This is a genomic window from bacterium (assembly GCA_030648955.1).
Classification (GTDB): domain Bacteria; phylum Patescibacteriota; class Minisyncoccia; order Phycocordibacterales; family JAUSHB01; genus JAUSHB01.
Window position 1 is genome coordinate 48,313 of record JAUSHB010000010.1, and the last position, 25,722, is coordinate 74,034.

At 41.5% G+C, this 25,722-nt stretch carries 29 protein-coding genes; 3 read left to right on the plus strand and 26 right to left on the minus strand.

All coding sequences use genetic code 11. From position 1 onward, the window contains the following. Nucleotides 1-20: 20 nt before the first annotated feature. The 12 genes from Q7S11_02005 to Q7S11_02060 all read right to left on the minus strand — a co-directional run bounded on the left by Q7S11_02005 (nt 21) and on the right by Q7S11_02060 (nt 10,500). Complete coding sequence (locus Q7S11_02005) at nt 21-1,820, minus strand: trypsin-like peptidase domain-containing protein (GenBank protein ID MDO8572527.1); 1,800 nt, start codon at nt 1,818-1,820, stop codon at nt 21-23. Nucleotides 1,821-1,885: 65 nt separating this feature from the next. After that, nucleotides 1,886-2,173, minus strand: coding sequence for a cupin domain-containing protein (locus Q7S11_02010; protein ID MDO8572528.1), 288 nt, complete (start codon nt 2,171-2,173; stop codon nt 1,886-1,888). An 11-nt stretch (nt 2,174-2,184) separates the two neighbouring features. Next, on the minus strand, nt 2,185-2,325 hold the full coding sequence (locus Q7S11_02015; protein ID MDO8572529.1) for a hypothetical protein: 141 nt from the start codon (nt 2,323-2,325) through the stop codon (nt 2,185-2,187). A 15-nt stretch (nt 2,326-2,340) separates the two neighbouring features. Beyond that, nucleotides 2,341-2,844 (minus strand): MgtC/SapB family protein, encoded by a 504-nt coding sequence (locus tag Q7S11_02020; GenBank protein ID MDO8572530.1) that lies wholly within the window; start codon nt 2,842-2,844, stop codon nt 2,341-2,343. Nucleotides 2,845-3,061: 217 nt separating this feature from the next. Further along, complete coding sequence (locus Q7S11_02025; protein ID MDO8572531.1) at nt 3,062-3,682, minus strand: GDSL-type esterase/lipase family protein; 621 nt, start codon at nt 3,680-3,682, stop codon at nt 3,062-3,064. An 8-nt stretch (nt 3,683-3,690) separates the two neighbouring features. After that, on the minus strand, nt 3,691-4,053 hold the full coding sequence (locus Q7S11_02030) for a diacylglycerol kinase (GenBank protein MDO8572532.1): 363 nt from the start codon (nt 4,051-4,053) through the stop codon (nt 3,691-3,693). A gap of 33 nt (nt 4,054-4,086) precedes the next feature. Further along, nucleotides 4,087-4,941, minus strand: coding sequence for a restriction endonuclease (locus Q7S11_02035; GenBank protein MDO8572533.1), 855 nt, complete (start codon nt 4,939-4,941; stop codon nt 4,087-4,089). 4 nt (nt 4,942-4,945) lie between these two features. Further along, entirely contained in the window at nt 4,946-5,602 is a 657-nt protein-coding gene (locus tag Q7S11_02040; GenBank protein MDO8572534.1) for a hypothetical protein, read from the minus strand. Nucleotides 5,603-5,630: 28 nt separating this feature from the next. After that, entirely contained in the window at nt 5,631-6,785 is a 1,155-nt protein-coding gene (mnmA, locus tag Q7S11_02045; protein MDO8572535.1) for a tRNA 2-thiouridine(34) synthase MnmA, read from the minus strand. Nucleotides 6,786-7,064: 279 nt separating this feature from the next. Continuing rightward, nucleotides 7,065-8,057, minus strand: a complete 993-nt coding sequence (gene mltG / locus Q7S11_02050) for an endolytic transglycosylase MltG (GenBank protein ID MDO8572536.1) — start codon at nt 8,055-8,057, stop codon at nt 7,065-7,067. A gap of 24 nt (nt 8,058-8,081) precedes the next feature. Continuing rightward, nucleotides 8,082-9,308, minus strand: a complete 1,227-nt coding sequence (locus tag Q7S11_02055) for a hypothetical protein (GenBank protein ID MDO8572537.1) — start codon at nt 9,306-9,308, stop codon at nt 8,082-8,084. A gap of 160 nt (nt 9,309-9,468) precedes the next feature. After that, the gene (locus Q7S11_02060; protein MDO8572538.1) at nt 9,469-10,500 is read right to left on the minus strand and encodes a sigma factor-like helix-turn-helix DNA-binding protein; all 1,032 of its coding nucleotides are present in this window, start codon (nt 10,498-10,500) and stop codon (nt 9,469-9,471) included. Nucleotides 10,501-10,628: 128 nt separating this feature from the next. Here Q7S11_02060 and Q7S11_02065 point away from each other — a divergent pair, with 128 nt between their 5' ends. Beyond that, entirely contained in the window at nt 10,629-11,261 is a 633-nt protein-coding gene (locus Q7S11_02065) for a hypothetical protein (GenBank protein ID MDO8572539.1), read from the plus strand. Between the two features lie 230 nt (nt 11,262-11,491). Next, the gene (locus Q7S11_02070; protein MDO8572540.1) at nt 11,492-11,941 is read left to right on the plus strand and encodes an integrase core domain-containing protein; all 450 of its coding nucleotides are present in this window, start codon (nt 11,492-11,494) and stop codon (nt 11,939-11,941) included. 200 nt (nt 11,942-12,141) lie between these two features. Here Q7S11_02070 and Q7S11_02075 read toward each other — a convergent pair whose 3' ends face one another. Then, on the minus strand, nt 12,142-12,606 hold the full coding sequence (locus Q7S11_02075; protein MDO8572541.1) for a hypothetical protein: 465 nt from the start codon (nt 12,604-12,606) through the stop codon (nt 12,142-12,144). A 139-nt stretch (nt 12,607-12,745) separates the two neighbouring features. Then, the gene (locus Q7S11_02080) at nt 12,746-13,069 is read right to left on the minus strand and encodes a hypothetical protein (protein MDO8572542.1); all 324 of its coding nucleotides are present in this window, start codon (nt 13,067-13,069) and stop codon (nt 12,746-12,748) included. Nucleotides 13,070-13,265: 196 nt separating this feature from the next. Here Q7S11_02080 and Q7S11_02085 point away from each other — a divergent pair, with 196 nt between their 5' ends. Beyond that, entirely contained in the window at nt 13,266-14,435 is a 1,170-nt protein-coding gene (locus Q7S11_02085) for a transposase (protein ID MDO8572543.1), read from the plus strand. A 182-nt stretch (nt 14,436-14,617) separates the two neighbouring features. On the opposite strand, the gene leuS is transcribed toward Q7S11_02085, so the two are convergent. From leuS to Q7S11_02145, 12 genes are all read right to left on the minus strand, one after another. Continuing rightward, nucleotides 14,618-17,044, minus strand: coding sequence for a leucine--tRNA ligase (gene leuS, locus Q7S11_02090; protein MDO8572544.1), 2,427 nt, complete (start codon nt 17,042-17,044; stop codon nt 14,618-14,620). Between the two features lie 72 nt (nt 17,045-17,116). After that, nucleotides 17,117-18,082, minus strand: coding sequence for a DUF5671 domain-containing protein (locus Q7S11_02095; protein ID MDO8572545.1), 966 nt, complete (start codon nt 18,080-18,082; stop codon nt 17,117-17,119). Between the two features lie 59 nt (nt 18,083-18,141). Further along, complete coding sequence (locus Q7S11_02100; protein MDO8572546.1) at nt 18,142-18,648, minus strand: hypothetical protein; 507 nt, start codon at nt 18,646-18,648, stop codon at nt 18,142-18,144. Nucleotides 18,649-18,805: 157 nt separating this feature from the next. After that, nucleotides 18,806-19,906, minus strand: a complete 1,101-nt coding sequence (gene ychF / locus Q7S11_02105; GenBank protein ID MDO8572547.1) for a redox-regulated ATPase YchF — start codon at nt 19,904-19,906, stop codon at nt 18,806-18,808. Between the two features lie 210 nt (nt 19,907-20,116). Continuing rightward, nucleotides 20,117-20,332, minus strand: coding sequence for a hypothetical protein (locus Q7S11_02110; protein MDO8572548.1), 216 nt, complete (start codon nt 20,330-20,332; stop codon nt 20,117-20,119). Between the two features lie 151 nt (nt 20,333-20,483). Continuing rightward, nucleotides 20,484-21,062 (minus strand): NAD(P)H-dependent oxidoreductase, encoded by a 579-nt coding sequence (locus Q7S11_02115; protein ID MDO8572549.1) that lies wholly within the window; start codon nt 21,060-21,062, stop codon nt 20,484-20,486. A gap of 76 nt (nt 21,063-21,138) precedes the next feature. Continuing rightward, on the minus strand, nt 21,139-21,462 hold the full coding sequence (locus Q7S11_02120; protein ID MDO8572550.1) for a hypothetical protein: 324 nt from the start codon (nt 21,460-21,462) through the stop codon (nt 21,139-21,141). A gap of 6 nt (nt 21,463-21,468) precedes the next feature. Then, nucleotides 21,469-21,927, minus strand: coding sequence for a hypothetical protein (locus tag Q7S11_02125; GenBank protein ID MDO8572551.1), 459 nt, complete (start codon nt 21,925-21,927; stop codon nt 21,469-21,471). After that, the gene (locus tag Q7S11_02130; GenBank protein MDO8572552.1) at nt 21,924-22,427 is read right to left on the minus strand and encodes a hypothetical protein; all 504 of its coding nucleotides are present in this window, start codon (nt 22,425-22,427) and stop codon (nt 21,924-21,926) included. Before Q7S11_02130 ends, Q7S11_02125 begins: the two co-directional genes overlap by 4 nt. Nucleotides 22,428-22,559: 132 nt before the next feature. Further along, nucleotides 22,560-22,766 carry a heavy metal-associated domain-containing protein gene (locus Q7S11_02135; GenBank protein ID MDO8572553.1) on the minus strand — a complete coding sequence of 69 codons (207 nt, stop codon included), beginning with the start codon at nt 22,764-22,766 and terminating at the stop codon, nt 22,560-22,562. A gap of 237 nt (nt 22,767-23,003) precedes the next feature. After that, nucleotides 23,004-23,327 carry a hypothetical protein gene (locus Q7S11_02140; GenBank protein MDO8572554.1) on the minus strand — a complete coding sequence of 108 codons (324 nt, stop codon included), beginning with the start codon at nt 23,325-23,327 and terminating at the stop codon, nt 23,004-23,006. A 38-nt stretch (nt 23,328-23,365) separates the two neighbouring features. Next, nucleotides 23,366-25,711 carry a heavy metal translocating P-type ATPase gene (locus Q7S11_02145; GenBank protein ID MDO8572555.1) on the minus strand — a complete coding sequence of 782 codons (2,346 nt, stop codon included), beginning with the start codon at nt 25,709-25,711 and terminating at the stop codon, nt 23,366-23,368. Nucleotides 25,712-25,722: the final 11 nt, after the last annotated feature.

The following is a 25,722-nucleotide window of genomic DNA, read 5'->3' on the forward strand; positions in this document are numbered from 1 at the left end:
CCCTATCGTAAGCCATATTATTAGGATTGTGGCACCGCAAGCGCGCGGGAAATTTCATCATCGCTCCATCCGGCATCCTTAAGCGCCTTCTCGATTGCTTGAAATGTAAGCCCCGCCTCTCGTGCTTGTTTAATGTAATCGAGAAGCGACTTGTTTGGTGGCTTTAGTTCTCCATGATTGAGAGTTTTACTCTCAATGTTGTTTACATTACTTACTTGACTAATACCAGAAGCAGTGTCGGGCATACCTCCTTCTTCGGTAGTTTCTTTTTCAGCACGTAGATTTTTTAATGTACCTACTTGTTCTACTGCAGTGGCGAATGGACTTTGTGGGGAAACTGCTTCGCTTGTTGTGTTTTGATGCCCTATCACGTGTTTAAGATGGTCCACGTCTAGGTGATCTTTTTTAAAATGCTTAAAAAGAATTGCGATGCCGATACCAAGACCGATGAGAAGAAAGATGCCTGAAGCTACGAGTGCCCATGCAAGCATCCCCATCGAACGAATCTTATTCATAAACTCATCCCACTTTGAATCAATTGAAACCCCCGAAGCAATAAGGGCATTGCACTGTTCAATATACGGTTCGACGTATTTTTCAACGCCAAATTTCTCGTTGACACTTTTTGCAAGTTCAAATTCATCGATAGCCAATTTGCAGTGATTGTCGTGAAGAAGAATCAATCCGGATTTTAGATGCCCGCCATAGTTACCCTCATCGTTGATAATAAATGAATTGGAAAGAATTGCCTTTGCAATATCTGCAGGAACGGCAAATGCAAAATTATCGCCCGCCTGTTCCGTTGACACAACAGACAGACCATTTGATTGACTTTGAGAGCTTGTTTGCATGGTGACAAGCCCGGCTACTTGTCCATCAGTGTCAAACAAGGGTCCCCCGCTGGAACCAGTAGAAATTTTTGCGTCGGTTTGGAATATTTTAAAATCAGTATTTTGTGAATTTTTAAATGCACTGACTACTCCTTTTGTGAACATTGATTCGAGTAGATTGTTGCCATTCAACTCGGCATTTGAAGGAAAGCTAAATACATATACCGGACTTCCTATTGATAACTTATTCCCCCCTCCCAATCGAAGCGACGGAAGATTTTTTTCTAATATTTTTAATACGGCGACATCCTTATCGTCTTTATACCAATTGTCATTCACACTCATAATCTCGACAGGAAATCCTGTTTCAGTAAGTTTTTTAAGCGTAACTTCTTTTGAAGTCGGATCAAGAACAACAATCTTTTTTGTGAGATTAAAGGTGCTCTGTTCCACTACATAATCAAGGATCTGGCGCCCAAAGGCTACCCCCTCTTCTTTTGTTCTGCTACTATTCATTTTTGTAGCCTCGACATCACTGAGAGAAGATAGCTCCCCAGCAAGAAGAAGGTTAATAATGGGCTCCACAACTTGAATCTTTGCTGTGGCATCAGAAACCACATGTGAATTCGTGAGGATATATCCATCCGGATTAACGACAAAACCGCTCCCCGCAAAATCAAGATTGACGGGCATCTTAAGTGGTTTTTCCCCGGGAATTGAACGCACGGTAAAATCTTTCAGATTGATTTTGAACGGTGCGATTGAAACATCGCCTTCAACGTGTACAACGATGCGTACGACTGCTGGCTTTACCATACTCACCAATTCTTCTTCGGAAAGCTTTAATGGTGAAGCATCGAGTGATGTATCAAGAGTGCTTGCGAGTTGGCCTTGTGAAATGTCCCCCTGTTGATAGATCTCCAATACGGAGGCGGATGAAACACCGAACAAGACAAAGAAAATGAGAAGGTAGAAATACTGTTTACGCATGCGTTATAGTATATATTAAATTTAAAACTCCGTAAAAGTTATAAAAACACCCGGTGCGCAAGATGTTAGTTACCATGTTTTTCTGCAACAATGTATCGACATCCTTCGCTTCCCATTTTGACAGAATGGACCGTTCCCGCAATCACGTCTATGCGATCGCCACGTTTTAAAATTCGGCCCGTGTGTTCAGAAATAACTTTCATTTCTCCTTCTAATACAATGTGTGCGGAAGTAAATACATGTGAGTGATCGCGATATTCAGCGTTGGGACCATCGTGCCAAAGATAGATGTTTTCAAATCCTTCATCAAGAAGTTTTCTTCTCCATTGTTCTTCTATTGATGGTTCGTGCATATAAACAATAGTTATATATTAGAATCTCCATTATCAATTGCAAGATGTTCCTGGTGTTTCTTTTTTCTTCGGTGAAGTGCCAGAGATCGCCCAAGTAAAATACCAGCGGCAAGAGATAACAATAAAATAAAATATTCAAAGAAGGTGTCCATGTATGTGTAAAATAATTATTCGTTGTGGTGTTTGTTTTCCTGATTCGATCCACTATACAGCCCCTTAAACGTTCCCTGTTCAATATACCGCTCTTCAACAAACCACATTACCGTAAAAATAAAGAGAGTGATGAGGGTCGCGATAAGCGCAAGAAGAAAAAGACCGAAACCAGACGCCATGCCGATTCCCGCAGCAACCCACAACCCCGCGGCAGTAGTAAGACCACTTAGGTGAGATTCTTTGAAGACAATGAGTCCTGCACCAAGAAAACCTATCCCTACAACGATTTGTGATGCCATACGAAGTGGATCAAATGACACTTGCCCAAGATACCAACCGGAAACGATCAAAGAAATAATTACAAATAATGCCGCACCGATGGAAACGAGTGCATACGTTCGCACGCCGGCGGTCTTTCCCGCAACAGCGCGCTCAATACCAAGCAAAACCCCAAGAACCATCGCAATAAGAAGACGCGCAATGAGATCTATGTTTGAAATGAGAATGTGTTGATCCATGATGATAATTCAAAATGTAAATATCAAAATGTAAAATTACAGTTTAAAATTTAAAGACAAGGAAGGATTGTGCTGTTTTTCTTTTTGAATTTTCATTTGTGATTTTAAACTTTGATTTTTTAATTTGTTGTAACAGAATTCCATTCCTTTAATTAATAGTACTAGAAAGGATGGGGACGTGCAAATAAGGGGGGTGTGGTGAGTATCGCCACACGAGTTATTTAAGCACCTTCTGCAATATAGGATAAATACGATCTGCAATAATGGCATACCCGGAATTATTTGGATGCACAGAATCACTCATATAGTTAGTATTCCCCAGTAATCCCTTGAGCACATTGGGGACATACGCACTGCCTGTTTTTTCCGCAAGCGACTGCAAGTCAGATTCATATCCATCAGTAATCAGTCCGCCACGCACACCAAGGAGAATGACCACGGCACCCGCATCTTGTATGGTGATAATTATTTGTTCAAGATTCTTAAGTGTTTCTGTTTTGGGAACACGCCTGAGAAAATCATTTCCTCCCAAAAGCACCATGACCACCTTGGGATTTTTTGAAAGTACACTCTCAATGCGCGTTAATGCCATTGCAGTCGTATCGCCTGCATATCCAAAATTTTCAATTGGCGTATTGATGCGTTCTGAAAGAAGCGACACGAAATCATTCCCTTCTGTGGATCCCACACCGCGCGCGAGACTATCTCCAAAAACAATGACTGCTTCACCCGACGATGGATAGTTTTTTATATCGTAACCCCTGTTCATTCCAAACCAAAGCGCGACTGCAATAAATATGAGAACAACTGCAACGCCTGTAATTTTTGAGTATTTCATGGAAACACTTATACCAGCAGTGAACTATGAGCAAAGGTAATGATGGCAACAACAATCCCAGCAAATATAAATGAAACGAGAACGGCACCAGAAGCGATATCTTTACTTGCTCCGATTAATTCATGATGTTCAGGGTGAAGTTTTTTAAATGCAGTTTCCAATGCAGTATTGGTAAGTTCTGTAACGAGAATAAGTGCGTAGGCAAGAATAAGAAATAGGAATTCCGTCTCTGTGAGGGGCCACAATAAAAATGCTATTGCGATAAATGGAAAACAACCCCAAACTTCCATGTGAAAACTTTTATCGGATTGATATGCAAATCGTATTCCCCGCATTGCATGACATATCGATATGTAGATTTTTTTAATCATTACCTTTATAGTATCTTATCTGTACAGGAAGCATTAATCCTGAACAGGTAAACACAACTCTCCTGCTTCATCCAAAACATTTTTAATTTCGTTTTCAGTCATTCCATGTTCTCGTAAAATATTCTGATTACGTTCCACATCGCGACACAGCACGACATTGTTTTGAAGTAGGTGATTTTTTGAATTACTGGGAAGCGTAGACAGGCAGGTGAGCGGATGAACACCAGTATTTAAAATAAGATCCTGGAGATTCCCCTTTTGGGGATAATTCCAGCCAATAAGCGTGAGTCCGGCGCATGTTCCATAGTCAATTGCTTGCGAAGTTAGTTTTGTATTTGTCATAAGCCACCCCTCATGTACTCGCGGACTTCTTCCCTCTTTTTCCGCACGCGCTTCGTGAGCCTTGGTGATATCATCAAAGCGAGCCTTTACGTAAAGCGCCACCTTCACATCACTTTTAATCCCATGACTGTTGTGAAATTTGCATTCTACAAAAATATGCTTATCTCCTTTTTCGGCAAGAATATCAACTTCGTGTTCAACGCAATATCCGGGCAAAATACCTCCTACCTTTACAGAATACCCTTGCGCTTTCAAAATCTCACCGACAAAACGTTCAAAAGGAAACCCTGATGGCCCGAGTTGCATTATGGCTTGCCTCAAACTATACCGTGCCGCAACAGGCGGACGGTGGCGTCGTAGAAGCGTAAATGCATGGTGATAAATGTCAGAAGTTTTTACATCATCACCGAGCTCACTTTCAACGTGTGCGATGATTTCCTCCGTAAGAGCTGATGGCGCACCAGCACTTTTAAGAGACATGCGAAGTTTGTTTGCCGAAAATTCCTCGCGTTCTCCTGATGCTTTTGTAATCCATCGTGGGGACATAATTTTAATTACACGTTGCTTGTTTAATTATTTCTGGATTATCAAACATTACTGTCTCAAGAATATCACTAAATTTAGTTTCTGGATAATCATTTGTGCCAGAGAAAATGAGAAGTCCCCCTTGTAAAATAATTGCGTATACTTCGGGTCTTCCTGGATTGGCTCTACCATCTCCTACAAAATAAGAAGGTATGCTCTGTATCCCTAAGGGGAGGGTGCGTTCACAACTAGGGTTGCCGTCATGAATCCAGCGATTTGTATTCCGATCATAATGTAATTTCTCACTTGCCGCTGCAATTGAGAATTTAGTATCGAAAGGAGCCATATAGATTTCATGACAGGAAAATTCATTTTCACCGCAGTTCGGAAAAGAAATAGTTATCGAATCATCTTTATTAACTTGAACACTATTTTCTGCAGGATATTTAAACGATATGTTGTATTTTGTGGAAGAATATGTCTTCCAGCTAGATATCGCTGGGTCATTATCCATAAATAATGAAGAAGTAGATTGGGTTTGCAGAATATCTTCTGTGGTAAATATTCGATTGTCTGAAGCTAATTTAATTCTCTCCCTACTATAATACCAGACCCCTCCCCATAAAATTATTAAGCCCGTAACAAGCAATATGGTTATTGAAATAATAGTTTTATTTTTCATACTCTGATTATCTCATACCATGTCTCTTCTAATCAACAACCCCTCCACCAAGACACTCATCTCCATCATAAAGAACCAGTGATTGCCCAGGAGAAGCAATCTGGGAATTAGCGAAAATGATTTCAGCGTTTTTTATATCAACGTGAACAATAGTGCACGTTTCGAGTGGTTGACGGTACCGCACACGCGCTGTATACCGATCTCCTTTTTTTGGAGAAACACCCCTTATCCAATTTATGTGTGAAATGTTGACTCGTTTACGTTCTCCTCCACCTGCAATCTCAAATGGCTCATGCGATACATCAACTCCGCTAATCGGACCGTGCGATACCGTAATTGTATTTTTAATAATATCTTTTTCTACAACATAATACGGCACATCATGAGTCCCCTTTTGGGTTATCGTAAATCCATGTCGCTCGCCCAATGTAAAAAATACAGCACCCTTGTGTTCGCCTATAATTACCCCTTTTACATCAAGCACGTCACCAACTTTTTCCTTTATGAAATGTTTTAGAAAATCTTTCATGTCAAGTTTCCCCATAAAGCAGAGCCCTTGACTGTCTTTTTTTTCGGCAGTTGGCAAGCCAAATTTCTTCGCAAGTTTTCGCACTTCAGGTTTTTCATATCCGCCGACAGGAAATAATGTTTTTGAAAGTTCTTTTTGTGTGAGCGTCCATAAAAAATATGACTGGTCTTTTTCTGTATCAACGCCGGCGAGTAATGTATATCCAACCGTAGATTTTTTCTGCGTAGGTCTGCGTTTAGTCTGCAAGAATCTACGGTCGCCACGGGCGACACGCGCGTAATGCCCCGTTGCGACAAAATCCGCACCTGCAGCAATGGCTTTCTTAAAAAACGCACCAAATTTAACGTACTGATTACACATCACATCCGGATTGGGGGTTCTTCCTTTTTTGTATTCGGCGATCATATAATCAACCACCTCTTTTTTATATTCCTTTTCAAGATCAAGGGTAATGAATGGAATATCAAGATGCGCCGCTACGCGCATCGCATCAAAACGATCTTCTTTCCATGTACAGGGCAAGAAGTCCGGCTGCCAGACCTTAATAAAAACCCCGGTGACATCATATCCCTCCTTTTTAAGAAGCGCCGCGGAAACAGAAGAATCAACTCCCCCTGAAAGTCCCACAAAAACCGTACCCTTGCTTTTATTCATAGAAATACTGTAGTATTCGATAGAGAAATTTGCAAGTATTCAAAACTATTTTATTTATAACCCCTTCTTTCAACTTACTACTTTCGATCATTGCCATTATTGTTGCACTATTGATTTTCGTGGGAAGTTGGGCAATTATTGACTGGGAAGGAAGGGCGCAGCGATTTATTAAAGCTGAAAAAAAATAAAAGTTTATTTCCAAATTTCTTTATAAAACCACTGCTGTTGGGCGGTGGTTTTTTGTACCCATAATAACCTTCCGTAATATCACTCTGCAGCTCAAAGGTACTTCGCTTTATTTTTCTTATGTTCCTCAAATGTTTTACTGTAGTGCATCATTCCTTGCTTGTCTGAAAGATAGTATAAATACGAAGACGTTTGCGGTTCTATCGTAGCCATGATTGCATCCAGTCCCGGATTTCCAATTGGCCCCTTAGGAAGGCCTTTGTAACGATATGTATTATAGGGAGAGTCGATTTTTAAATCTTCGAGAGACAATCCTGCAGTTGTTTCACCATTTACATACAAAAATGCCGCATCAACTTGCAGGGGCATGCCGATTTTCATACGATTCCACAATATTCCAGAAACAAAGCGACGATCTTCCGGGGTCATAGCTTCTCGTTCTATAATAGAAGCCATGATGATTATATCGTGAAGGGGTTCTCCAAAAGCATTTATCTTATCTTTAATCCCGGCGATTTTTTTATTAAAATTCTCACTCATGATCTTTATACTTTCATCGGGTGAAATATTAGGATGTAAAAAATATGTGTCGGGGAATAGATATCCTTCTTTTTCTTGGGCTTGTGCAAGAAACATTGATTCATTGAAATTCAAAATTTTCTGCTTGAAAATATGTGCGATTTCGCTCGCCATCGCACCTTCAAGAATAGTCACGCGAATAGGAGTCAAGCCAAATTCTCCGCGCGTAAATCTTCGAGCAACGGATTCCGATGAAAGTGGTCTTGTAAAAAAATAATCACCTGCTTGTACGCGCCGTTCCCCCCCTCGAAGAGTGACTGAGATTTCAAAGAGAAGTTCTGACCGGATTAGATGTTGCGCCTTAAGAGTGTGTGATATATCGACAAGAGGTATCCCCACTGGTATGGATATAATAGTCCGCACGGGGAAATCTGCGGGCGGACACAGTGTGTACCAAATGAATAGCGTGAAAAGCAAGAGCGCAAAGAGAACTGCTCGGATACGAAAATCACACCAACTTTTTTTTAAAAATATTATTATTCGATTACTCAAGGCAATGTTCTTCATGGCAAACATCATTAATCAATTTATTTACACAGGAAGGTTTGGAGGGGGTTCGGCTTTACGCGACTCAATACGTCCGAAAGTCGGAGTCTGAAGAACACCGCCGGGGAAATGGTAGATGGTAGCCAATTCTTCGGTGTTTAATATAAACGGTTTCCATTGAAACGGCTTGTAAAAATATCCCCGACTTTTATATGCCTTAAATAAATCAATTTTTTTCTTTGTTACGCGATACTTGTTGTAATCCTGCCATGGAAAATCAAATGACGTAACTCGTGTAGGCTTAAAGCCATTGAGATCATTGGTCGTATATTGTCGTAAAATCCCCATAAGTCCTTTGATGTGCGTACCATTAAATGAGTCTTTTTTTGCAAGATACATCGCGCGAATTCCACAATCAAATCCTAATTTGGAAATACTGCGATTCAGTGCTTTGATTAAATCTTGTTCTGCCGTGGTAAGAAATCTCCCCGTTTTACCCTCTCCTTTCGGTTGTGATTTTTCGGTAATTTTACTTATCAAATCTTTGCCCTCATCTTTCCAACTTCGCATTCCCCACCCCATAAAACTATCCGGGTCCCGGTGACGATCTTCGGCAGCACGAATTAATATCTGAATCCAAAATTGTTCATCCTTCTCCATTGTACCCAAAAATTCAAGCGTTGCTGTCATGGGGTCAGTTTTGAATTCTTCCTTGGTTGATTCTCTATCAAGACCATAATCGACATACGTTTTGATCGGATATGCATCTTCTTTTGAAAGAACAAACTCGGTTCCGAAAATTTCCCACGAAGATTCTTTGCCGACATATTTTACATAACGAGTATAGTCGGGAACTTCATAAATTTCTACTTGAGGGTATTGTGCGTAAATCTGCGACTCAATAAGATTTTTGTACACTTTATTGGTACGAATGAAAAACTTCACCGCGCCACCGAGTGACACCATTTCAAGAGAAAACCAATCTCGCACACGACCCTTGAAATACCAGTCATACCACGTCCCCTTGCTTGTTTGAAAAAATACATTAAGTAAAAGCTCCATCGCAAGGGGTGGTTTTGTAATTTCTCTTGGAAGTCTTACCTCAAGGATGACCCACTCAATCTTTGAAAGATATACCGCGCGAATATAATAGAGCCAAATGCGCCACAACACAATGAGAAGTACGAAAGGACCCCAAAAAACAAGATAGCGAAAGGCTGCTTCGTAGATACTTAAAACTTGCCCGAATAGTTGAAAAAGCTGTTCAAACATATGTTCCTTGTATCATATCGCACAATATCGATTTTAGGTAGTGGAATAAAGCTTCCAGAGCTTCATAAGCTTCGTTAGCTTTCTGAAGACTTAAAAGGGATTTGGAAGCAAGGCTTCCAAATCCCGCAAGCTCCTGAAGCTATTGAAGCTCTGTCTTTGTCTATGCCGTAACTCGATATTTCCCTTTCTCGTCTCGTGCAAAATAATTGCTGTTTTGAAGATTTACCATAATAGTATTTTCTTTCACCTGTCGTTCTTTGAGCACACGATCTACAATTTCTTTTTTTGTAAGGGGTCCCTCTTTTTTGAGAATCTTGCCAATAACATCACGCACAACACCGCCTTCATAGCCCCATTGAGAGAGAGCGTAGAGACCTCGTCCAACAAGAACAAAACGTTTGTCTTTTATAAGTTCGTTGTGTGTTGTTGCAATATGAGCACGCTTTCCAAAAACATCTGATATTGTTTTCGCGACATCGGTAAAATGCATGGGATTTCCTTGTTTTCGAAGCACTAAAAAAGCGTAATCTCTCACACCACGTGCAGACACATTGGGTGATGTTGAAACGCCCCATTCCCCCATAAGATTTCTTTTAATCTTTTTTGAAAGAAAAAGCCATCGTTTGAGAATTTCTTCATTTTTATATTGTTCTGAAATGTCTTTGAGGTGGTCAAGAAAGGAAGCGATCATTTCTGCTTCAGAAATAAGATCGTCGTCTGAAATATTTTCAAATAATTTTTTGAGAGATTGATGAACTCTTTCGGCTATATTTTTATCGACAACCCAGCGATTCTTAAAGTGTTCATCTTCTTTGTGTTTCTCAAAAAGATGCCCGAGTACGAGTAAAAAGTTTATATTATTCTGAATAATTTTATCTGTTGAAATGTGCGTCAAAAGGCTTTCTTCGTCCACTACTCCACCCAATGAAACAAGTACATCCTTAAGGTCGCTAAATGATTCCTGTGATTGCTTGAAAACTTCAGATTTTCTAATAATTTCAAGTGCAGCATTTTCAATCTGACGCACTCTCTCTCGTGTAATTGAGTACTTTTTCCCTATTGCCTCAAGCGTCATTTTCTTCCCATCACTCAATCCAAAACGGCCCTCGATTACGTTTCGGGCTCGCTCCGGTATTACGGTAAGAAGTTTCTTAACAACTTGTTTGGGCTTGAAGGCTATAGTTTTTGCCATGGGGAGAATATTTATACTATTTGATAATTAATATATGGTTGCTATATTTTTAGCATTAATGGAGAAATAAGTCAAATATTTGCACTGGGTCAGTGTATAGTTGACAGTAGACGAGCCCCTTGAAAACAATGAACAACCTGAAAATACCGCTAAGAAACGACTGGCTGGGGGAGATCAAAAGGCGTAGCCTTGAGCGTATGCGAAATACTGCTGAAAAGGAGCTGAATCCAAACCATTACCAATTGTCGAGCGAGGCAAAGAAGAGACTATGCTGGATGTATGCGCTTTACAAAGAACAGGGCGGGAATGTGACTGTCGCTGCACGCAATATCGGGATTTCCAGACAGTGGCTGTCGGAGCTGAAGGCAGTCTTTGAAAAGCACAGGAAAGATCCCCGCTCGCTTGAACCGGAATCGAAAGCTCCAAAGAATACGCGGAACAGAAAAAGGATATCGAAGGAAGTGGAGGGTAAGATACTGGAAGTGAGGGCTCTGTCAAAGAATGTGTGGGGAAAACAGAAGATTGCGGTGGTGCTTCTGCGAGACCATCACATCGTCGTTGCCCCCAACACCGTGAACAAATATCTGCACAAACACAAGAAGATTGACCCAAAAATATCACTGAAGAATGAGCGTGCATGGAAAGCAAAATTGGAAAGAGAGAAACCGGAAGCAGAGTTGTTTGTAAGATACCGCCCGCCGAAAGCAATCAGAAAGCAATCAAGGATTTGGCACCGGGAGCACTTGTGGAGAAAGACATGAAATATGCTGTAAAACCAAGCTCAAACGATACACACGGCACCGTGAGCAACTTCTGGTATCAACATACAGCAACAGATTCTTTTACGAGAATCCGAGCACTCACGCTCGCGAAAGACAGCACCGCAGATGGCTCTGCAATTGCGTATGCGGAGTCAAAAGAAAAGTTTCCATTCCGTACCGCATGTGCGAACACCGACAATGGGAGCGAGAACAAGGGGGAGCTCCGCGAGATGCTCAAGAAAGATACCGTCTTCCACTTCTACTCAAACGCAGGGACTCCAACTGACAATCCGAGAGTCGAGAGATCGCACCTCACGGATGAGCTTGAGTTCTACCAGAAAGGCGGTTTCAAGAAAACATTTGGGGAGCAACAAGAAGCGACGGCAGTATGGGAGCACTTCTACAACTTCGTGAGACCGCATCAAGCACTGGGATACCTGACACCGATGGCATTCTATGAATTATGGAAAACGGATGAAGAAAGTGCGTTTGAAATCGTGGGGAAATATCAAAAGTATTTGGCGAAACAAAGTAAGAGGCTTGCGGGGGCGAGGAGGATTAAAAAGACGGAGCAAGTACAAAAACTTATGGAATTTATCGATGTAAAATTAAATCAAAAGGTCGGACTAAAAAGAGCTAAAGAAGCTCTGATCAACTGTCAATTATGTTCCATAGCTTGAACACAATCGAATGGCCTCACCAAAAATCTAAGTGTGGCAAGTATCGTGACCTCACGAAAAATCTAACTGTGAGATATTGACAGAGGAGATCGGGAATTCAAATATTACGCCACACAATTACCGAAACAATTACGGCTGTCCCTATTATCCCACCTATTATCCCACCTATTATCTATTATCTTTATAAAAAACACACCATTTTACTTATTTGTATTTATTTTTTTGAAATGTAAAAAACCAATAACCACAGTACTAATCCCAATGCTCAATGTAACCACATCGACAATCTGCAAAAAAATATAAGAATCGTATCCTCTTGGTAATAATATTACTCCACCAAATACTATCAGAAACAAGCTCGCAAGAAACATATTAGCAAGACTGACTACATGGAGAATTACATAACAATCACTAAAATTACTCCCACTAATCCAATTTTTTTTGTTAAAAATAATGAAGGGTGCGCCATACAGCGCAACTCCTAAAATGCCCAGAAATGGGTCGTACCATGAGGGTGCGGCGGGTTCAAAGATTATTGAAAATAAATAAATATACACTGAAAAAAACGTGACCCATTTATACACAGCGACACTCAATTGAGAGATTCTGTGCTCCTTGTACATTTGCATTGCAAGTAACGGATTAAAGAATTTTTGTATATTCATATATATTAAAATAATGATGCCCAAATATCCTGTACCAACCATTTAAAAAATTCCTTGATTTTTAAGAGTGTTTTCTTTATCATATTTTGTTACAAAAAGTGGGTTGGATAAATCCAACCCACCGAAGGTTACTGTATTTTCAACATGAAGGCTGTTGAATGGTTGGTGCACAAGCTTTTAGTGGTGAAAACAAGGTAAAGCGAGAATCGCTTCCTATCCAGCCAGCAATTACATTGTAAGTTGCACCTATGATTTTATTGATAAACCACCCCTCCCCCCTCATCTCCGCCGCATCAGCATCCGAGAGCGGAAGACCGATCTTCTCGATCTCTGCCAGAGCTGCGGTTGGGTTTGACGCTAAGGCGTGGTTGATTTCACCTGCGGAAACAAATGAAGGAACAAGTGCAGTACACGCAATGGTGATTGCGATTGCAACGGATGCTACCTTTTTCTTCAAAAGCATGAGTGACCTCCTAGGGTCGCGAGTGGTATCTATGGTGTTAAGGGGCTACTTTTCAGGTACGGTGATCTGTATCTAGGGGAGAGTATATATGAAGTGTGGCGTGTTGTAAATACCCCGAATGGCCTCACCAAAAATGTTACCAGCCAAGGTATCGTGACCTCACGAAAAAGGTTACCAAGGATTAGTATTGGTGCATATGAAAATGCATACAAAACATGAAGTAACAAAAGAGATACTACCAAGATATTTAAAGGCCAGTAAAGACGAAAAGGGGAAAATTCTAGATGAGTTTGGAGCTATCACGGGATATCATAAAAAATCGGCGATTAGAAAACTACGAGAACTTCAAATGACTCCGCATAGTAAGGAAGGCATAGCGGGGAAACATACGAGAAATCGTGAAAGAAAATACGACGGGTATGTCGAGGTTGTTGTGGAACAACTATATGAAGCTTTGGGTGGTATCGGTTCAAGAAGAATATATCCCTTACTTGAGACAATGATTGATAAAGGAATTGAGTTTGGACATATTAAAACTGATCCGATAACAGAAATGAAAGTTCGCGTCATGAGCAAAAGCACTCTTGATCGGATGATTACGCGGGTCAGAGAAAGAAATGCCATCAAAGGTATTTCAACGACCAGGCCGGGAACACTGTTGAAAAGCGAGATACCGCTTCGGGTCGGCGTGTGGGAAGAAACAGATCCCGGGTTTTCCGAGATTGATCTGGTTGCTCACTGCGGAGACAGTGGTGCTGGAATGTTCATTTCGACCTTAAATACCACGGATATTGCGACAGCTTGGTTTGAGGCGGAAGCTGTCATGGGTAAAGCTCAAGAACGCGTATTGGACGGTATGCGAGAGATTGAAGCGAGACTGCCTTTTACTCTCGCCGGTATCGATTCCGACAATGGATCAGAATTCATCAATCGTCAGTTGTATGGATATTGTTTAAAAAACAAAATCATTTTTACCAGATCAAGGCCGTACAAGAAAAATGACAATGCACATATCGAGCAGAAGAATTATACGACCGTCAGACAAGTATTGGGATACCAAAGATTTGATACTGAAGAAGTACTTAAGCTGATGAAAACTTTGTATCGCGGACCGCTTCGATTGTACATTAATTTTTTTCAGCCTTCAGTAAAATGTGTGAAGAAAACAAGAATCGGTTCGAGAATCAAGAAAATATATGATGTGGCTAAAACTCCGTATGAACGAGTGCTTGCTCATCCAAAGATATCACAGAAAACAAAAGAGACGCTTACGCGTCTCTTTAAGAGTCTTGATCCATTCGAACTAAGAAAAGAAATTGATGTCTTGGTTAGAGAAATTCAAAAGCGCGGACGATGGCATTTGTGATATACTTTTTGCATTAAAAGTTAATCGCGCCCAGATTAATCCTCGGTAACATTCTTAGATGAGGTCATGCGTCCCCCTTCATACAGCTCTACCCTTATGATCTGACAAGAAGTGAGAGTGACTTAGAACCTGCCTAAAATCTCACCGCACAGTAACCCAATACATACAATGCTTGTCGTCCGCTATATAACAATACTCACGAGTTTCCCTTTCACATAGATTACTTTTTTGATATCCTTCCCTTCTGTCCACTTTCGCACGCTCTCCTCGGTTAATGCATGCGCCCTTGCGTCATCCTCGGAAATTCCCGTGGGGGTAATAAAACTTCCCCGTACCTTGCCGTTAACTTGAATCATGATCGTCACCGATTTTTCTCGTATTTTCGCCTCATCCCACTTGGGCCACGGTTCAATGTGGATCGACTTCTTGTGCCCTAGTGTCTCCCAAAGCTCTTCGGTCACATGGGGCGCGAATGGAGCAAGAAGGAGGAGGAGTGTCCCAAACTGATTTTTCGAAGGCTTCGCTTTCTCTATGCCATTAATAAAAATCATGAGTGCTGAAACTGCCGTATTGAGACTGAATAATTCAATATCTTCTGTGATTTTTTTTATTGTTTTATGGGTAAGCGCTTCAAGGGTGACATCATCAACAAGAGCAAGTTTCTCTGTAAGCCGCCAGACTTTTTCCAAAAATCTCCGCGGTCCGATAATGCTTTCCGTGCTCCATGAGACAGATTGGTTGAACGGCCCCATGAACATCTCGTACAAACGAAGCGTATCGGCGCCATAGGTCGCCACGATATCATCCGGGTTCACCACATTGCCATAGCGTTTACTCATTTTACGTCCGTCTTCCGCCTGAATGATTCCCACATTTTGAAGACGTGAAAATGGTTCCACATAGTTCACTGCTCCAGTATCATAAAGAAACTTATGCCAAAAGCGCGCGTAGATAAGATGGCGTGTCGCGTGCTCCGCTCCGCCGACATACATATCAACCGGCGACCAGTATTTTTCTTTTTTCTTGTCAACAAGCGCTTTTTTATTTTTCGGATCGACATAGCGAAGGTAATACCACGAAGACCCTGCCCATTGCGGCATCGTGTTTGTCTCTCGCTTCGCGGGACCTTTACATGTGGGACATTTTACGTTGACCCATTTAGAAATCCCCGCAAGTGGTGATTCCCCTGTTCCCGTTGGTTCGTATGATTTAACATTAGGAAGCTTAACAGGAAGATCTTTTTCTGGAACTGCAACAACACCACATTTCTTGCAGTGAATAAGCGGAATCGGCTCGCCCCAATAGCGCTGACGAGAGAATACCCAGTCTTTTAACTTATATTGGGTATTTCTTACTCCCCACTTATGACTTTCTATATAATTTGCAATATCGCTCCTTGCTTCATCTGGTCTTCTGCCTTTAAATTCTTTTGGTTCAAGAATAATTGAATGTTTAAAATCAGAAAAACAAATCTCATAATTCTCTACTTTACTTTGTAGTGTTTCGTCGTCAGGAAGCAGTACTGTTATAAGATTGATTCCATACTTCTTTGCAAAAGCAAAATCACGATTATCATGCGCGGAACATTTTACAATACCTGTGCCATAATCGGCTAAAGCATAACTACTCACCCAAAGAGGAAGGTCTCGTTTGGTTATAGGGTCCTCAAGATAAACACCCGTAAAAACACCTTCGCATATTTCGTCTGTCTTAAAACCAGCACTACTGCGAAGTGCTGTAATTTTTTCTGCATTTTCAATAATTTCATTTTTTTCAGGAATATCTGATAGAAGTTCGGGTAAAAGTTTATGATCAGAGGCAATTACAGCAAAAGTATCTGCAAAAAAAGCTTCGTAGTGAGTCGAATATGTTTCTATGTATTTATCTTTCCCTTTTACTTTAAGTTTATATTTAACGCCATAATTTCTTCCGATCCAATTGCGTTGAGACTCTTTGATCGATTCCGGCCAGTTAAGCATGTCTAGGTCTTTGAGCAAGCGGTCAGCATATTTAGTGATGCGAAGCACCCACTGTCGCACAGGTTTTTTCTCCACGACCGTGCCGCATCGCTCACACCGATCTCCCTCAAGATCTTCATTGGCAAGGCCTGTCTGACACGATGGACACCAATTGATCGGCTCGTGCGATTCATACGCAAGCCCTTTTTTGAACATCTGTAAAAATGTCCACTGTGTCCATCGATAATATTCCGAGTCAGTGGTATTGATCTCTCGTTCCCAATCGTAACTAAATCCAATGATAGAAAGCTGCTCTTTGTAGCGTTTGGTATTTTTTAAAACGGCCACGCGAGGGTGAGTCTTGGTTTTGATCGCGTATTGTTCCGCGGGAAGTCCGAATGCATCCCAACCCATTGGATGCAACACGCTAAAATTGTTCATTCTTTTGAACCGCGCGTAGATATCCGTTGCGATATATCCCTTGGGATGCCCAACATGAAGACCTTCGCCTGATGGATATGGAAACATGTCAAGAACATAACACTTTTTCTTTTTTGTGTCCGTGCGTGTTTTATAGAGTTTCTTTTTTGCCCACTCCTTTTGCCACTTTTTCTCAATCTTTTTGTGGTCGTATGATTTATTTTTCTTCATAATATATATGACCCATTCTAACGAAAAAGCGCGACGTGCACAATGTGCACGTCGCGCTTTAAAACAAAAAGATTACTTTTTTTTCAGTGATGGGTAGAGTTCGGGGTCAATCGTACGGTCAAAGCATGTTTTCCCAACACCGTGTTGCCAATTTTCATCAAGGCCATTCCCGTATCCCTTGGCTGGAATTGGCATAGGAACCGGGCGAGAAGTTTCGTAAGACACTTGACCGCCTTGGTTTGAGGCGCCAAAGGTAGCACAGAGTTTAAATGCATTCTTCCCCGTAGTTTCATATCCATACGCCTCCCCAGAAACAGGGTCCGTCGGAACAATAAACCCACCGATGGGATCATGAAGTTGATCGAGTGTCTCTGGTAATTTCTCTTTTTGCTGCCAGTAATTAACAATTTGCCATTGGATACTGCTCAGTGCTTGGACTCGTTGATCATCAAGCCGAACCAGACGTTGTGCTTGGGGGGATCCCATCACCATAAAACCAACAACAATTGAGACAAGGATGAACAATGTGGATCCCCAAACAAAATACCTACGACCCTTTTCTTGAGTAAACTTCCCATGAATATCTGACATGTAATACCCAAAAATAGAACCAATCACTGCCAGCACGACGAGTACTTTGAGAATAAAGCGCGTAGTAATTTCTCCCCCGAGAAATGTATTGATGAGCACGATAAGATCTACCGCGATAATTACACTTGCGATAAATAAGGTGAGGAACGTGAGCCATTTACGAACCGAGAGTTCCTTTTTCTCTGGGTTTTTTTCAATATCACGATTGAGGATCCATGAAAACAAAATATGGAGCGGGAAAATAATAACAAGTGAAGCAATAGTCCATCGAATGGTTGAAGAATATGGATCGATATACATCTGCAACGGATCAGGGAACACGCGATTAATTACCTCAAATAAGAGGTTGAGGATACTCACCACACTCACATACAGTGTTGCAATCACGGCGAGATTAAGAAAAAAATCTTTAGGAGTTGTTTTTGGTTTTTGTATTGGTGTTTCCATAATTAAGAATTATACAAAAATTAAGCCCCCATGTCCATGGGGGCTTAACGCAATAGTTATTAATCCTGTGATAATGTTTTTGCGATACGTTTGGAGGTTCTCTCCCTACTGTGAGACCTCGCCTGTTCTAAAGCAGATATTGCTTTCGAGGCAAGATAGCCATCCTCGTTGAAAAAACCTTGCTCAACAAGTAATGGATCAATTTTACCCCCATAACGTAGCGGATCTTCCATAAAGTCACTTACAGTAAAACAAAATGATAATGTGACTTTTCGAGGACACGTCGAGACATATTTTCCATAATCTCGATACGCACATGCCCGATCATGATTATCATAATTACTTTCAAGAAATGATGAGAGTCGTACATCGATGAATCGAGATTCATCGCTTGAAAAATACTTACGCCCCTTTGGTGTTAAATGTCCTTTCTTATTTGAAAGCCCTTTTTGTAAAAGTGCTTTCAAAATTTCGGGTTCATTCCCAGTATAGCGATTGGGATCAAGGTTAAGATCTTTATCAGGAAATGTCAGTATAACGTCAAATTCCACTGTATCTGGTGGCATGATGATTCACCTCGCTCGTAAATTGAGTTTTGAAGAACTAAACTACTATCGAAAACTTACCATAAGAATTACTGGTGAGCAAGGTTAGTGTATGTAATACACTAAAATTCAATCAACTTTCAGATTATATAGGGTAATCCTATATAATTCAAGATTCTTAGATCTTAAATTCTACCACATCGCCATCTTTAACAACATATTCCTTCCCTTCCGTCCGTACAAGCCCTTTTTCGCGAGCTTTTGCGTAGGAACCGACGCCTAAAAGGTCTTGCCAAAATATGACTTCTGCGCGGATAAACTTGTCCTTAAAATCATTATGAATCGCGGTTCCAGCAACGGGCGCTGTGGAATCCTTTTTGATCGTCCATCCGCGTGTTTCATCTTCTCCTGTCGTGAAGTATGTGATGAGTCCCAACATCTCATATCCTTTTTTAATAAGCTCGTTAATTCCCGAACCGTCCTTGACACCCAATTCTTTTTTAAACTCCTCGCGTTCCATGCCAGTAATCCCCGAGAGTTCTTGTTCAACTTTTGCGTCAATCACTACCCATGAGGCGTTCATCCCGTTGAGAAAATCAGTAAGTTTTTTGAATCGCTCGTCTTGCATCTCATCAAGATTTTTCCCGCCAGCTTTTTTATTGAGTGCGTAAAGAATTGGCTTCGTGGTAAGAAAGTTGAGGCTTTTGACGGCATTTTTTTCATCATCAGTAAGAATTGCGGATGACGCGAGCTTGCCTTCTGTTAATACTTTGTCCAGTTTTTCCAAAACCGCCTTTTCGGCGACTGCAACTTTGTCTCCCCGCTTTGCATCCTTTTCAACACTCCCGAGTCGTTTGGTAACGGTCTGTAAATCTGCAAGAACAAGTTCGAGATTGATCACTTCGATATCATCCACAGGGTCTACACGGTTGCTTACATGAATCACGTTATCGTCTTCAAAAATCCGCACAACCTCAAGTATCGCGTCCGTCTCGCGAATGTTCGTAAGAAATTTATTTCCCAACCCCTCGCCTTCAGAAGCGCCTTTCACGAGTCCTGCAATATCCACAAACTCAACTGCCGCCGGAACTGTTTTTGCGGATTGTGAAAATTCAGATAATTTTCCAAGACGCTCATCGGGTACACCAACAACACCTACCGACGGATCGATGGTGCAGAATGGATAGTTCTCCGCGGGAACGGATTTTTCCGTCAACGCGTTAAATAGTGTAGACTTTCCGACATTCGGTAAACCAACAATTCCTATAGATAACGACATAATAAATGCGATGAAATAAAGTATTAGATTACCACTACTCGCCCCGTAGTCAGCTTTGCTGTACTACTGGGGCCCACATTGGGAAGCCCTACGATGCCGATAGATAAAGACATGAGTGATTATGATTATGGCGACACGAAATAACTAGTTTACCACAACACTAACCCCCGTGCCATAAAAAGCACGGGGGTAAAACAAGTACCTATTACTTCACTGAAAATCGATTGCTCGATATGGGCAACATGAGTCACTGGCATTATGCCCCACATTGCCACACACGGAACAAAATTCGACCTTATTGGAAGAGGGCTTCTTCTCTATTTCCCCTCCTTGAACTTCCCCTACGCCTGCATGAAATACTCCCTCTGCGAAGAAAATTGATGCTGTTGTGTTGCCATTTTGCACAATACTCCGTTGTGTACTCATATGAATATCCTCCCAGTTGACAAGTTACGACGAGAAAAATGTACTGAAATGTACTGAAATGTACTGTGACTGTTCCCAATCATACAGATACCTTCGTGATAAGAACATGAAGACACCGAGAACGCCCTTACATTTTTAACTCAAGTTTACGTTATATCCCTTTGCGTCCAAAATCGCGAATTTTTTCAATAACAGCTTTTTTCTTTGCATCGCTCATGCGCGGCAACGGACCAATCGTCGTAAGCCACACAGGGCGAACACCGCAGAACATTAGAATTGCGCGGCGAAGTTCATTGGTGAAATCACCAAAGAGCATGCGCGTATGAAACGGGTTTGTGTCCATTGTGATGACCACGCGACCACTTTTACCGCGCAAGAGACCATCCCATCCAAAATCAACCTTATGAAACTTAAAAGAAAATCCGGGAATAAATGCCCGATCAAAAAACCCCTTGAGAAGCGCGGGCATTGTTCCCCACCAGTTAGGGTAGATAACGACAATATGATCAGCCCATTTAATATCCTCTTGCGCTTTCAAGAGGTCGGGTTCGAGCGCCTGAATCACCTTGTATCCCTTGTGTAAAATCGGATCAAACACAAGATCACCGATATTAGTACGCCTGACTTCATGCCCTGCACTTTTAGCACCCTCTTCATAGGCGGATGCAAGGGCTCCCGACATGGTCTCTTTGTCAGGATGACCAACAAGAAGATAGATTTTTTTTGCCATAATCAATTTTTAATGAGTGATACGATAATCGTAGCAAAACTAAAGGTTTTTGCAAATGATATCGAGGAACAACTAATTAGTGTTTGAAAAATTCATACGTAAAAAATAGGAAAAGCGTGAGCGCGCCGAAAATTAAAGTCCACGCAAGAGCGCGCATGAAGCGGGTGGTACTATCGCTTGTATCTATTTTTTTTATAAAAAAATATCCAGAAGTGACCGCAACAAAAAAAATAGTCGCCCATATTCCTTTCCCCACCCAATGGTGGTAATGCGCGTCCTTGAGAAGTTTTTTAAGCGGTGCATATAGATCGGCGACAATAGTAAGCACGACAATGAAAATTACCGCGGAGATCGCTCCAATAATACATGCGTTTACCAGCTTTGTTTTTGAAATTTCCATATATTTTTAGCGCACAGCGCCCGATATGATAATGCCGGCTAGTGCGATTAAAAGTCCTAATACAGTTATCGATCCAGCAAGAAATACGGCCCCTTTTCGTAACCCCTCATTCTGTGATAAATCTTGATTCATTTTCCATATAACGATCAGCAAAGCAAGGGCTGCAAAAGGAAGGAAGAGAAAAATATGTTCCTTTGCTTCCGTAAAAATTTTGTGCGCCCACGGATACGCTCCGGCAACAATTTTTGGCTTTTGAATATCTCCATAATACACAACGTAATAGTAACCCCCTGAAAACCATGAGAAAAGATACGAGAAAAAAGAGATAAGCGAGGATTTCTTGAGGAAGGATACGGATGGAGATTTTTTGATAAGTTCCAACCATACCGCATAGGACGCGGCAACAGCTATGATTCCAAGAATCACATGGGCGATCAAGGAAAATGTTAGTAGTGGGGTAATCATGCTTTTGCGCTAGAGGATTTTCTAATAAGATCCAGAATGATACTTCCCGCAATAACTGCGATCGTATAGTATAGCATCACCTCAAAATATGAATATGACTTCGCATTGGTAAGAAAAACTCCAACAATCAGAGCTCCATACCATGATACAAAAGAAAATGCACTTCCCCAATAGAGAGAAATTTTATGCGCCTGAAGGAGGAGCGCATTAGCGGCAATAACAATGACAATAGTGAGTTTTGCCCAGAGAAGTGGATTATAAAGTTTGAATGCCTGCCCGTTCAGCTGATAGTAAAGAAGAAACCCGAAACCAGAAAGAAGGGCGAGGATGAGACCCACTCGCACTACTGTGAATGTTGTTTTAAGAAAATCACCTTCTACAGGGTCTACATGACCATCTCTAAGTGATTTGGTAAGAAAGATTTCAATAAACGTTGCCCCGCCTACACCGAGAACGGTTCCAATGAGATGAACGATGACGAGAAATATATAAATGTCCATGTTATAAAATCAAAGTTTAAAAATCAAAGTGCAAAATGGCATTGTAAAATTTAAAATTTTAGAGACCTTTCCCTTTTATTTTGCATTTTTAATTGTCATTTTTAATTTTGATATTTACATTTTACATTTTTCTTACGTCGCCGTATATCCAAGTTCCGCAATCGACTTAATAATAGCATCTTTAGTCACTTTTGCCGAGTCAAACTCTACCTCTCCTTTCTTTTTATCGTAATCGACAAAGATAGATTTAACGCCATCCATCCCGGATACAAGCATTTGTATGCCAGTCGCGCATGCCCCGCAGTGCATTCCTCCTATATCAAGTGTTATTTTTTCCATAGTGTTTTTTTAATCAAAAGGGTTGTAATCACATAATCTTACATCTCCCTGCCAACAATTACCAAAATACTCGAGAGAATTAATTCTTTTACCTCCAAATAAACTGTCATGTTGCCACACCGGCAATAAACTAAGGACGAGGATACTTATTACAATTACGACACCGGACTTCATGCCCAACACTATATCACTTCTCTATACTACGCTCAATCGGCGGGACATAACGCTTTTATATTTTTAAAAAATGATTATATGACCAAGCCAAATAAGAATAAAAAAGATATTAATAGAAAACGCAATAAAGCTAGCGATGACAAGCAAGGCATTAGGAGCATGTTCTCCTTTTTCTTGCTTTTCTTTTAAGGACTGCTGGCTAAACATTGAAAGAATACCCACCGAAAAAGTAACAAAAATGATTACAACACTAATAGAAATTATTCCTACCCCGGAACATATATGATATTTGTAATTAATCACCTCACAAAATGCCACCATAAAACCGAGAATAATCGATGTAATTACCACAAGGTGGTTTATATCTATATTTATTTTTTTCATCATAAAGTTTAATCGCGTTAGATGTTATAGAATTTGAATAATTACTTAACGCCCTTCTCAATCGGCGGGACATAACGCTTGAGGAGGAGGGAGTTGAGAACGACTGATACTGATGAGAATGCCATGGCGAATCCCGCGATTTCTGGGCGGAGCGTTGCTTGCGAGAGGCTCAAGAAATATGTTCCGAATCTTCCCAAGTTTTCACTCATCACAATCACCCAAGCCGCGGGGACGCCACCCACGAACGCAGTCTTTGTTATCAGGAGATGAATTCCTCCGGCGACTGGAATAGCAATAACGTTATAAAAGAACGCCCAGAAAAGATTCTGCCAAACTTTCTTAATTGTTTTTCCGGAAAGTTGGATCGCGGTCACCACGTCGCGAAGATCGTCTTTCACGAGCACGATTTCGCCCGTTTCAATAGCGACATCAGTTCCCGAACCGATTGCAATACCGACATCCGCTTGCGCAAGCGCAGGCGAGTCATTAATACCGTCTCCCACCATCGCGACAGTTTTTCCTTCTGCCTGAAGCTGTTTAACCATTTTTGCTTTATCTTGCGGCAACACTTCCGCCATCACCCGATCGATGCCGACTTCACGTCCGATCGCTTCTGCTGTTTTTTTATTATCGCCAGTAATCATCACGATCTCTTTGCCCATTTTTTTCAATTCCGCGATAGCTTCTTTTGCAAATGGCTTCAATGTGTCCGCCATTGCGATCATCGCGGTAGGAATTCCATCGACTGCCATAAACACAACTGTTTTTGCTTCGCCCTGCAATGTATCAACCTTATCTTGGTATAAAGCAATATCAATACCGAGGTTTTTCATATACGCAGGATTTCCAATTTCAACTTTCTTATCGCTTCCCTTATCAAAAACCATCCCATACACGCCGTATCCAGAAATAGCTTTAAAATCTTTCGGCGATACGAGTTCCCCTTGCGCTTTTCCTTTCTCAATGACTGCGCGGGCAAGAGGATGTTCGGATCCTTGTTCTACGGACGCCGCGAGGAATACTGCTTCCCCCTCATCAACTTGGGCTAATGGAAGCATGAGAAAATTTGTTACCACTGGCTTTCCTATTGTAAGTGTTCCCGTTTTATCAAACACAATCGCCGTAACCTTGTATGCTTTTTCAAGCGCTTCGCCGCCCTTCAAAATAATTCCATATTTTGCCGCACGTCCGATTCCCACCACGAGCGCTGTCGGTGTCGCAAGACCCATGGCGCACGGGCACGAGATCACGAGCACTGCAATCGTCGTCATGAGCGCCGCCCTAAACGGCAGCTCCGCAATGAAATACCAGCCGACAAAAACCAATATCGAAAGAACCACCACGGCAGGCACGAAGTATTCGCTGATTTTATCCACAAGATCCTGAATGGGGGCGCGAGATGCCTGTGCTTCTTCAACCATTCTGACAATTTGAGATAAAAGCGTGTTTTTCCCGACTTTGGTCGCTTTGAACCTAATAAGTCCTTCTTGGTTTATGGTGGCGCCGATTACTTCTTCTCCGACACCCTTGCCAACCGGAAATGATTCTCCTGTTACTACCTTTTCATCAATATGAGTCCTCCCTTCAACAATAATGCCGTCCACGGGGATTTTCTCTCCCGGACGCACCACAACAATATCTCCCTCTTTAATTTCATTGATGGGAACCGTCATTTCCTTTCCATCGCGCACCACATGAGCTTCTTTTGCTTCAAGCTTAAGAAGTTCTTTGATAGCGTTTGACGCTCTCCCGCGCGCGAGCACTTCAATGTATCTGCCGAGAAGAATAAACACGAGAAGCGCAGCAGAGCTTTCCCAAAATGGATGGCTTATATTAAACCAAAGGAATCCGATCATACTATAAAAATATGCGGCGGAAGTTCCGAGGACTACGAGCACATCCATATTTGCCGATCCGACACGAATCGCCGTGAATGCATTCCTATAAAATGACCAGCAAATAACAAATTGAATGGGCGTTGAAAGTATCCAGTAGAAGTAATTGAGATCGATCCCCCAGAGCTGATGCACGTGCTGGAGATTGAACATATGAACCGCCATGTAATACACAACAATGGGAGCGGCCAAAATAAATGCCGCGATCACGCGGTTTCGCGCCTGTTTGATCTGTTTTGCTTCTTTTTGTTCTTCTTCTTCGATCGTTGCGCTCTCTTCATCGGGACGAATCACATCATATCCGAGCTTATTGACAAACGCGTCAATTGTTTCGAGAGAAATTTTTGATTCATCAAACTCAATCGCTGTTTTTGCCGAGCCATAATTTGTTTTTACGCTCGTGACACCCGGCTGCTTGCCAACCAACTTGTCGATGAGAATCGAACACGATGCGCAATGCATTCCTTTTACTTTGAGTACTAGTTTTGCCATACATTATTTAT

Excerpts from the sequence above, each read along its gene's own strand:
- Q7S11_02010 (MDO8572528.1), bottom strand. The coding sequence starts at position 2,173 with ATGCACGAACCATCAATAGAAGAACAATGGAGAAGAAAACTTCTTGAT.
- Q7S11_02030 (MDO8572532.1), bottom strand. The coding sequence starts at position 4,053 with ATGATTAAAAAAATCTACATATCGATATGTCATGCAATGCGGGGAATA.
- ychF (MDO8572547.1), bottom strand. The coding sequence starts at position 19,906 with ATGTCGTTATCTATAGGAATTGTTGGTTTACCGAATGTCGGAAAGTCT.
- Q7S11_02135 (MDO8572553.1), bottom strand. The coding sequence starts at position 22,766 with ATGGAAAAAATAACACTTGATATAGGAGGAATGCACTGCGGGGCATGC.
- mltG (MDO8572536.1), bottom strand. The coding sequence starts at position 8,057 with ATGAAGAACATTGCCTTGAGTAATCGAATAATAATATTTTTAAAAAAA.
- leuS (MDO8572544.1), bottom strand. The coding sequence starts at position 17,044 with ATGAAGAAAAATAAATCATACGACCACAAAAAGATTGAGAAAAAGTGG.
- Q7S11_02070 (MDO8572540.1), top strand. The coding sequence starts at position 11,492 with ATGCTCAAGAAAGATACCGTCTTCCACTTCTACTCAAACGCAGGGACT.
- Q7S11_02040 (MDO8572534.1), bottom strand. The coding sequence starts at position 5,602 with ATGAAAAATAAAACTATTATTTCAATAACCATATTGCTTGTTACGGGC.
- Q7S11_02085 (MDO8572543.1), top strand. The coding sequence starts at position 13,266 with ATGAAAATGCATACAAAACATGAAGTAACAAAAGAGATACTACCAAGA.
- Q7S11_02065 (MDO8572539.1), top strand. The coding sequence starts at position 10,629 with ATGAACAACCTGAAAATACCGCTAAGAAACGACTGGCTGGGGGAGATC.
- Q7S11_02080 (MDO8572542.1), bottom strand. The coding sequence starts at position 13,069 with ATGCTTTTGAAGAAAAAGGTAGCATCCGTTGCAATCGCAATCACCATT.
- Q7S11_02025 (MDO8572531.1), bottom strand. The coding sequence starts at position 3,682 with ATGAAATACTCAAAAATTACAGGCGTTGCAGTTGTTCTCATATTTATT.
- Q7S11_02015 (MDO8572529.1), bottom strand. The coding sequence starts at position 2,325 with ATGGACACCTTCTTTGAATATTTTATTTTATTGTTATCTCTTGCCGCT.
- Q7S11_02005 (MDO8572527.1), bottom strand. The coding sequence starts at position 1,820 with ATGCGTAAACAGTATTTCTACCTTCTCATTTTCTTTGTCTTGTTCGGT.
- Q7S11_02020 (MDO8572530.1), bottom strand. The coding sequence starts at position 2,844 with ATGGATCAACACATTCTCATTTCAAACATAGATCTCATTGCGCGTCTT.
- Q7S11_02055 (MDO8572537.1), bottom strand. The coding sequence starts at position 9,308 with ATGTTTGAACAGCTTTTTCAACTATTCGGGCAAGTTTTAAGTATCTAC.
- Q7S11_02110 (MDO8572548.1), bottom strand. The coding sequence starts at position 20,332 with ATGAGTACACAACGGAGTATTGTGCAAAATGGCAACACAACAGCATCA.
- mnmA (MDO8572535.1), bottom strand. The coding sequence starts at position 6,785 with ATGAATAAAAGCAAGGGTACGGTTTTTGTGGGACTTTCAGGGGGAGTT.
- Q7S11_02130 (MDO8572552.1), bottom strand. The coding sequence starts at position 22,427 with ATGGACATTTATATATTTCTCGTCATCGTTCATCTCATTGGAACCGTT.
- Q7S11_02100 (MDO8572546.1), bottom strand. The coding sequence starts at position 18,648 with ATGCCACCAGATACAGTGGAATTTGACGTTATACTGACATTTCCTGAT.
- Q7S11_02060 (MDO8572538.1), bottom strand. The coding sequence starts at position 10,500 with ATGGCAAAAACTATAGCCTTCAAGCCCAAACAAGTTGTTAAGAAACTT.
- Q7S11_02075 (MDO8572541.1), bottom strand. The coding sequence starts at position 12,606 with ATGAATATACAAAAATTCTTTAATCCGTTACTTGCAATGCAAATGTAC.
- Q7S11_02145 (MDO8572555.1), bottom strand. The coding sequence starts at position 25,711 with ATGGCAAAACTAGTACTCAAAGTAAAAGGAATGCATTGCGCATCGTGT.
- Q7S11_02125 (MDO8572551.1), bottom strand. The coding sequence starts at position 21,927 with ATGATTACCCCACTACTAACATTTTCCTTGATCGCCCATGTGATTCTT.
- Q7S11_02035 (MDO8572533.1), bottom strand. The coding sequence starts at position 4,941 with ATGTCCCCACGATGGATTACAAAAGCATCAGGAGAACGCGAGGAATTT.
- Q7S11_02095 (MDO8572545.1), bottom strand. The coding sequence starts at position 18,082 with ATGGAAACACCAATACAAAAACCAAAAACAACTCCTAAAGATTTTTTT.
- Q7S11_02115 (MDO8572549.1), bottom strand. The coding sequence starts at position 21,062 with ATGGCAAAAAAAATCTATCTTCTTGTTGGTCATCCTGACAAAGAGACC.
- Q7S11_02120 (MDO8572550.1), bottom strand. The coding sequence starts at position 21,462 with ATGGAAATTTCAAAAACAAAGCTGGTAAACGCATGTATTATTGGAGCG.
- Q7S11_02140 (MDO8572554.1), bottom strand. The coding sequence starts at position 23,327 with ATGATGAAAAAAATAAATATAGATATAAACCACCTTGTGGTAATTACA.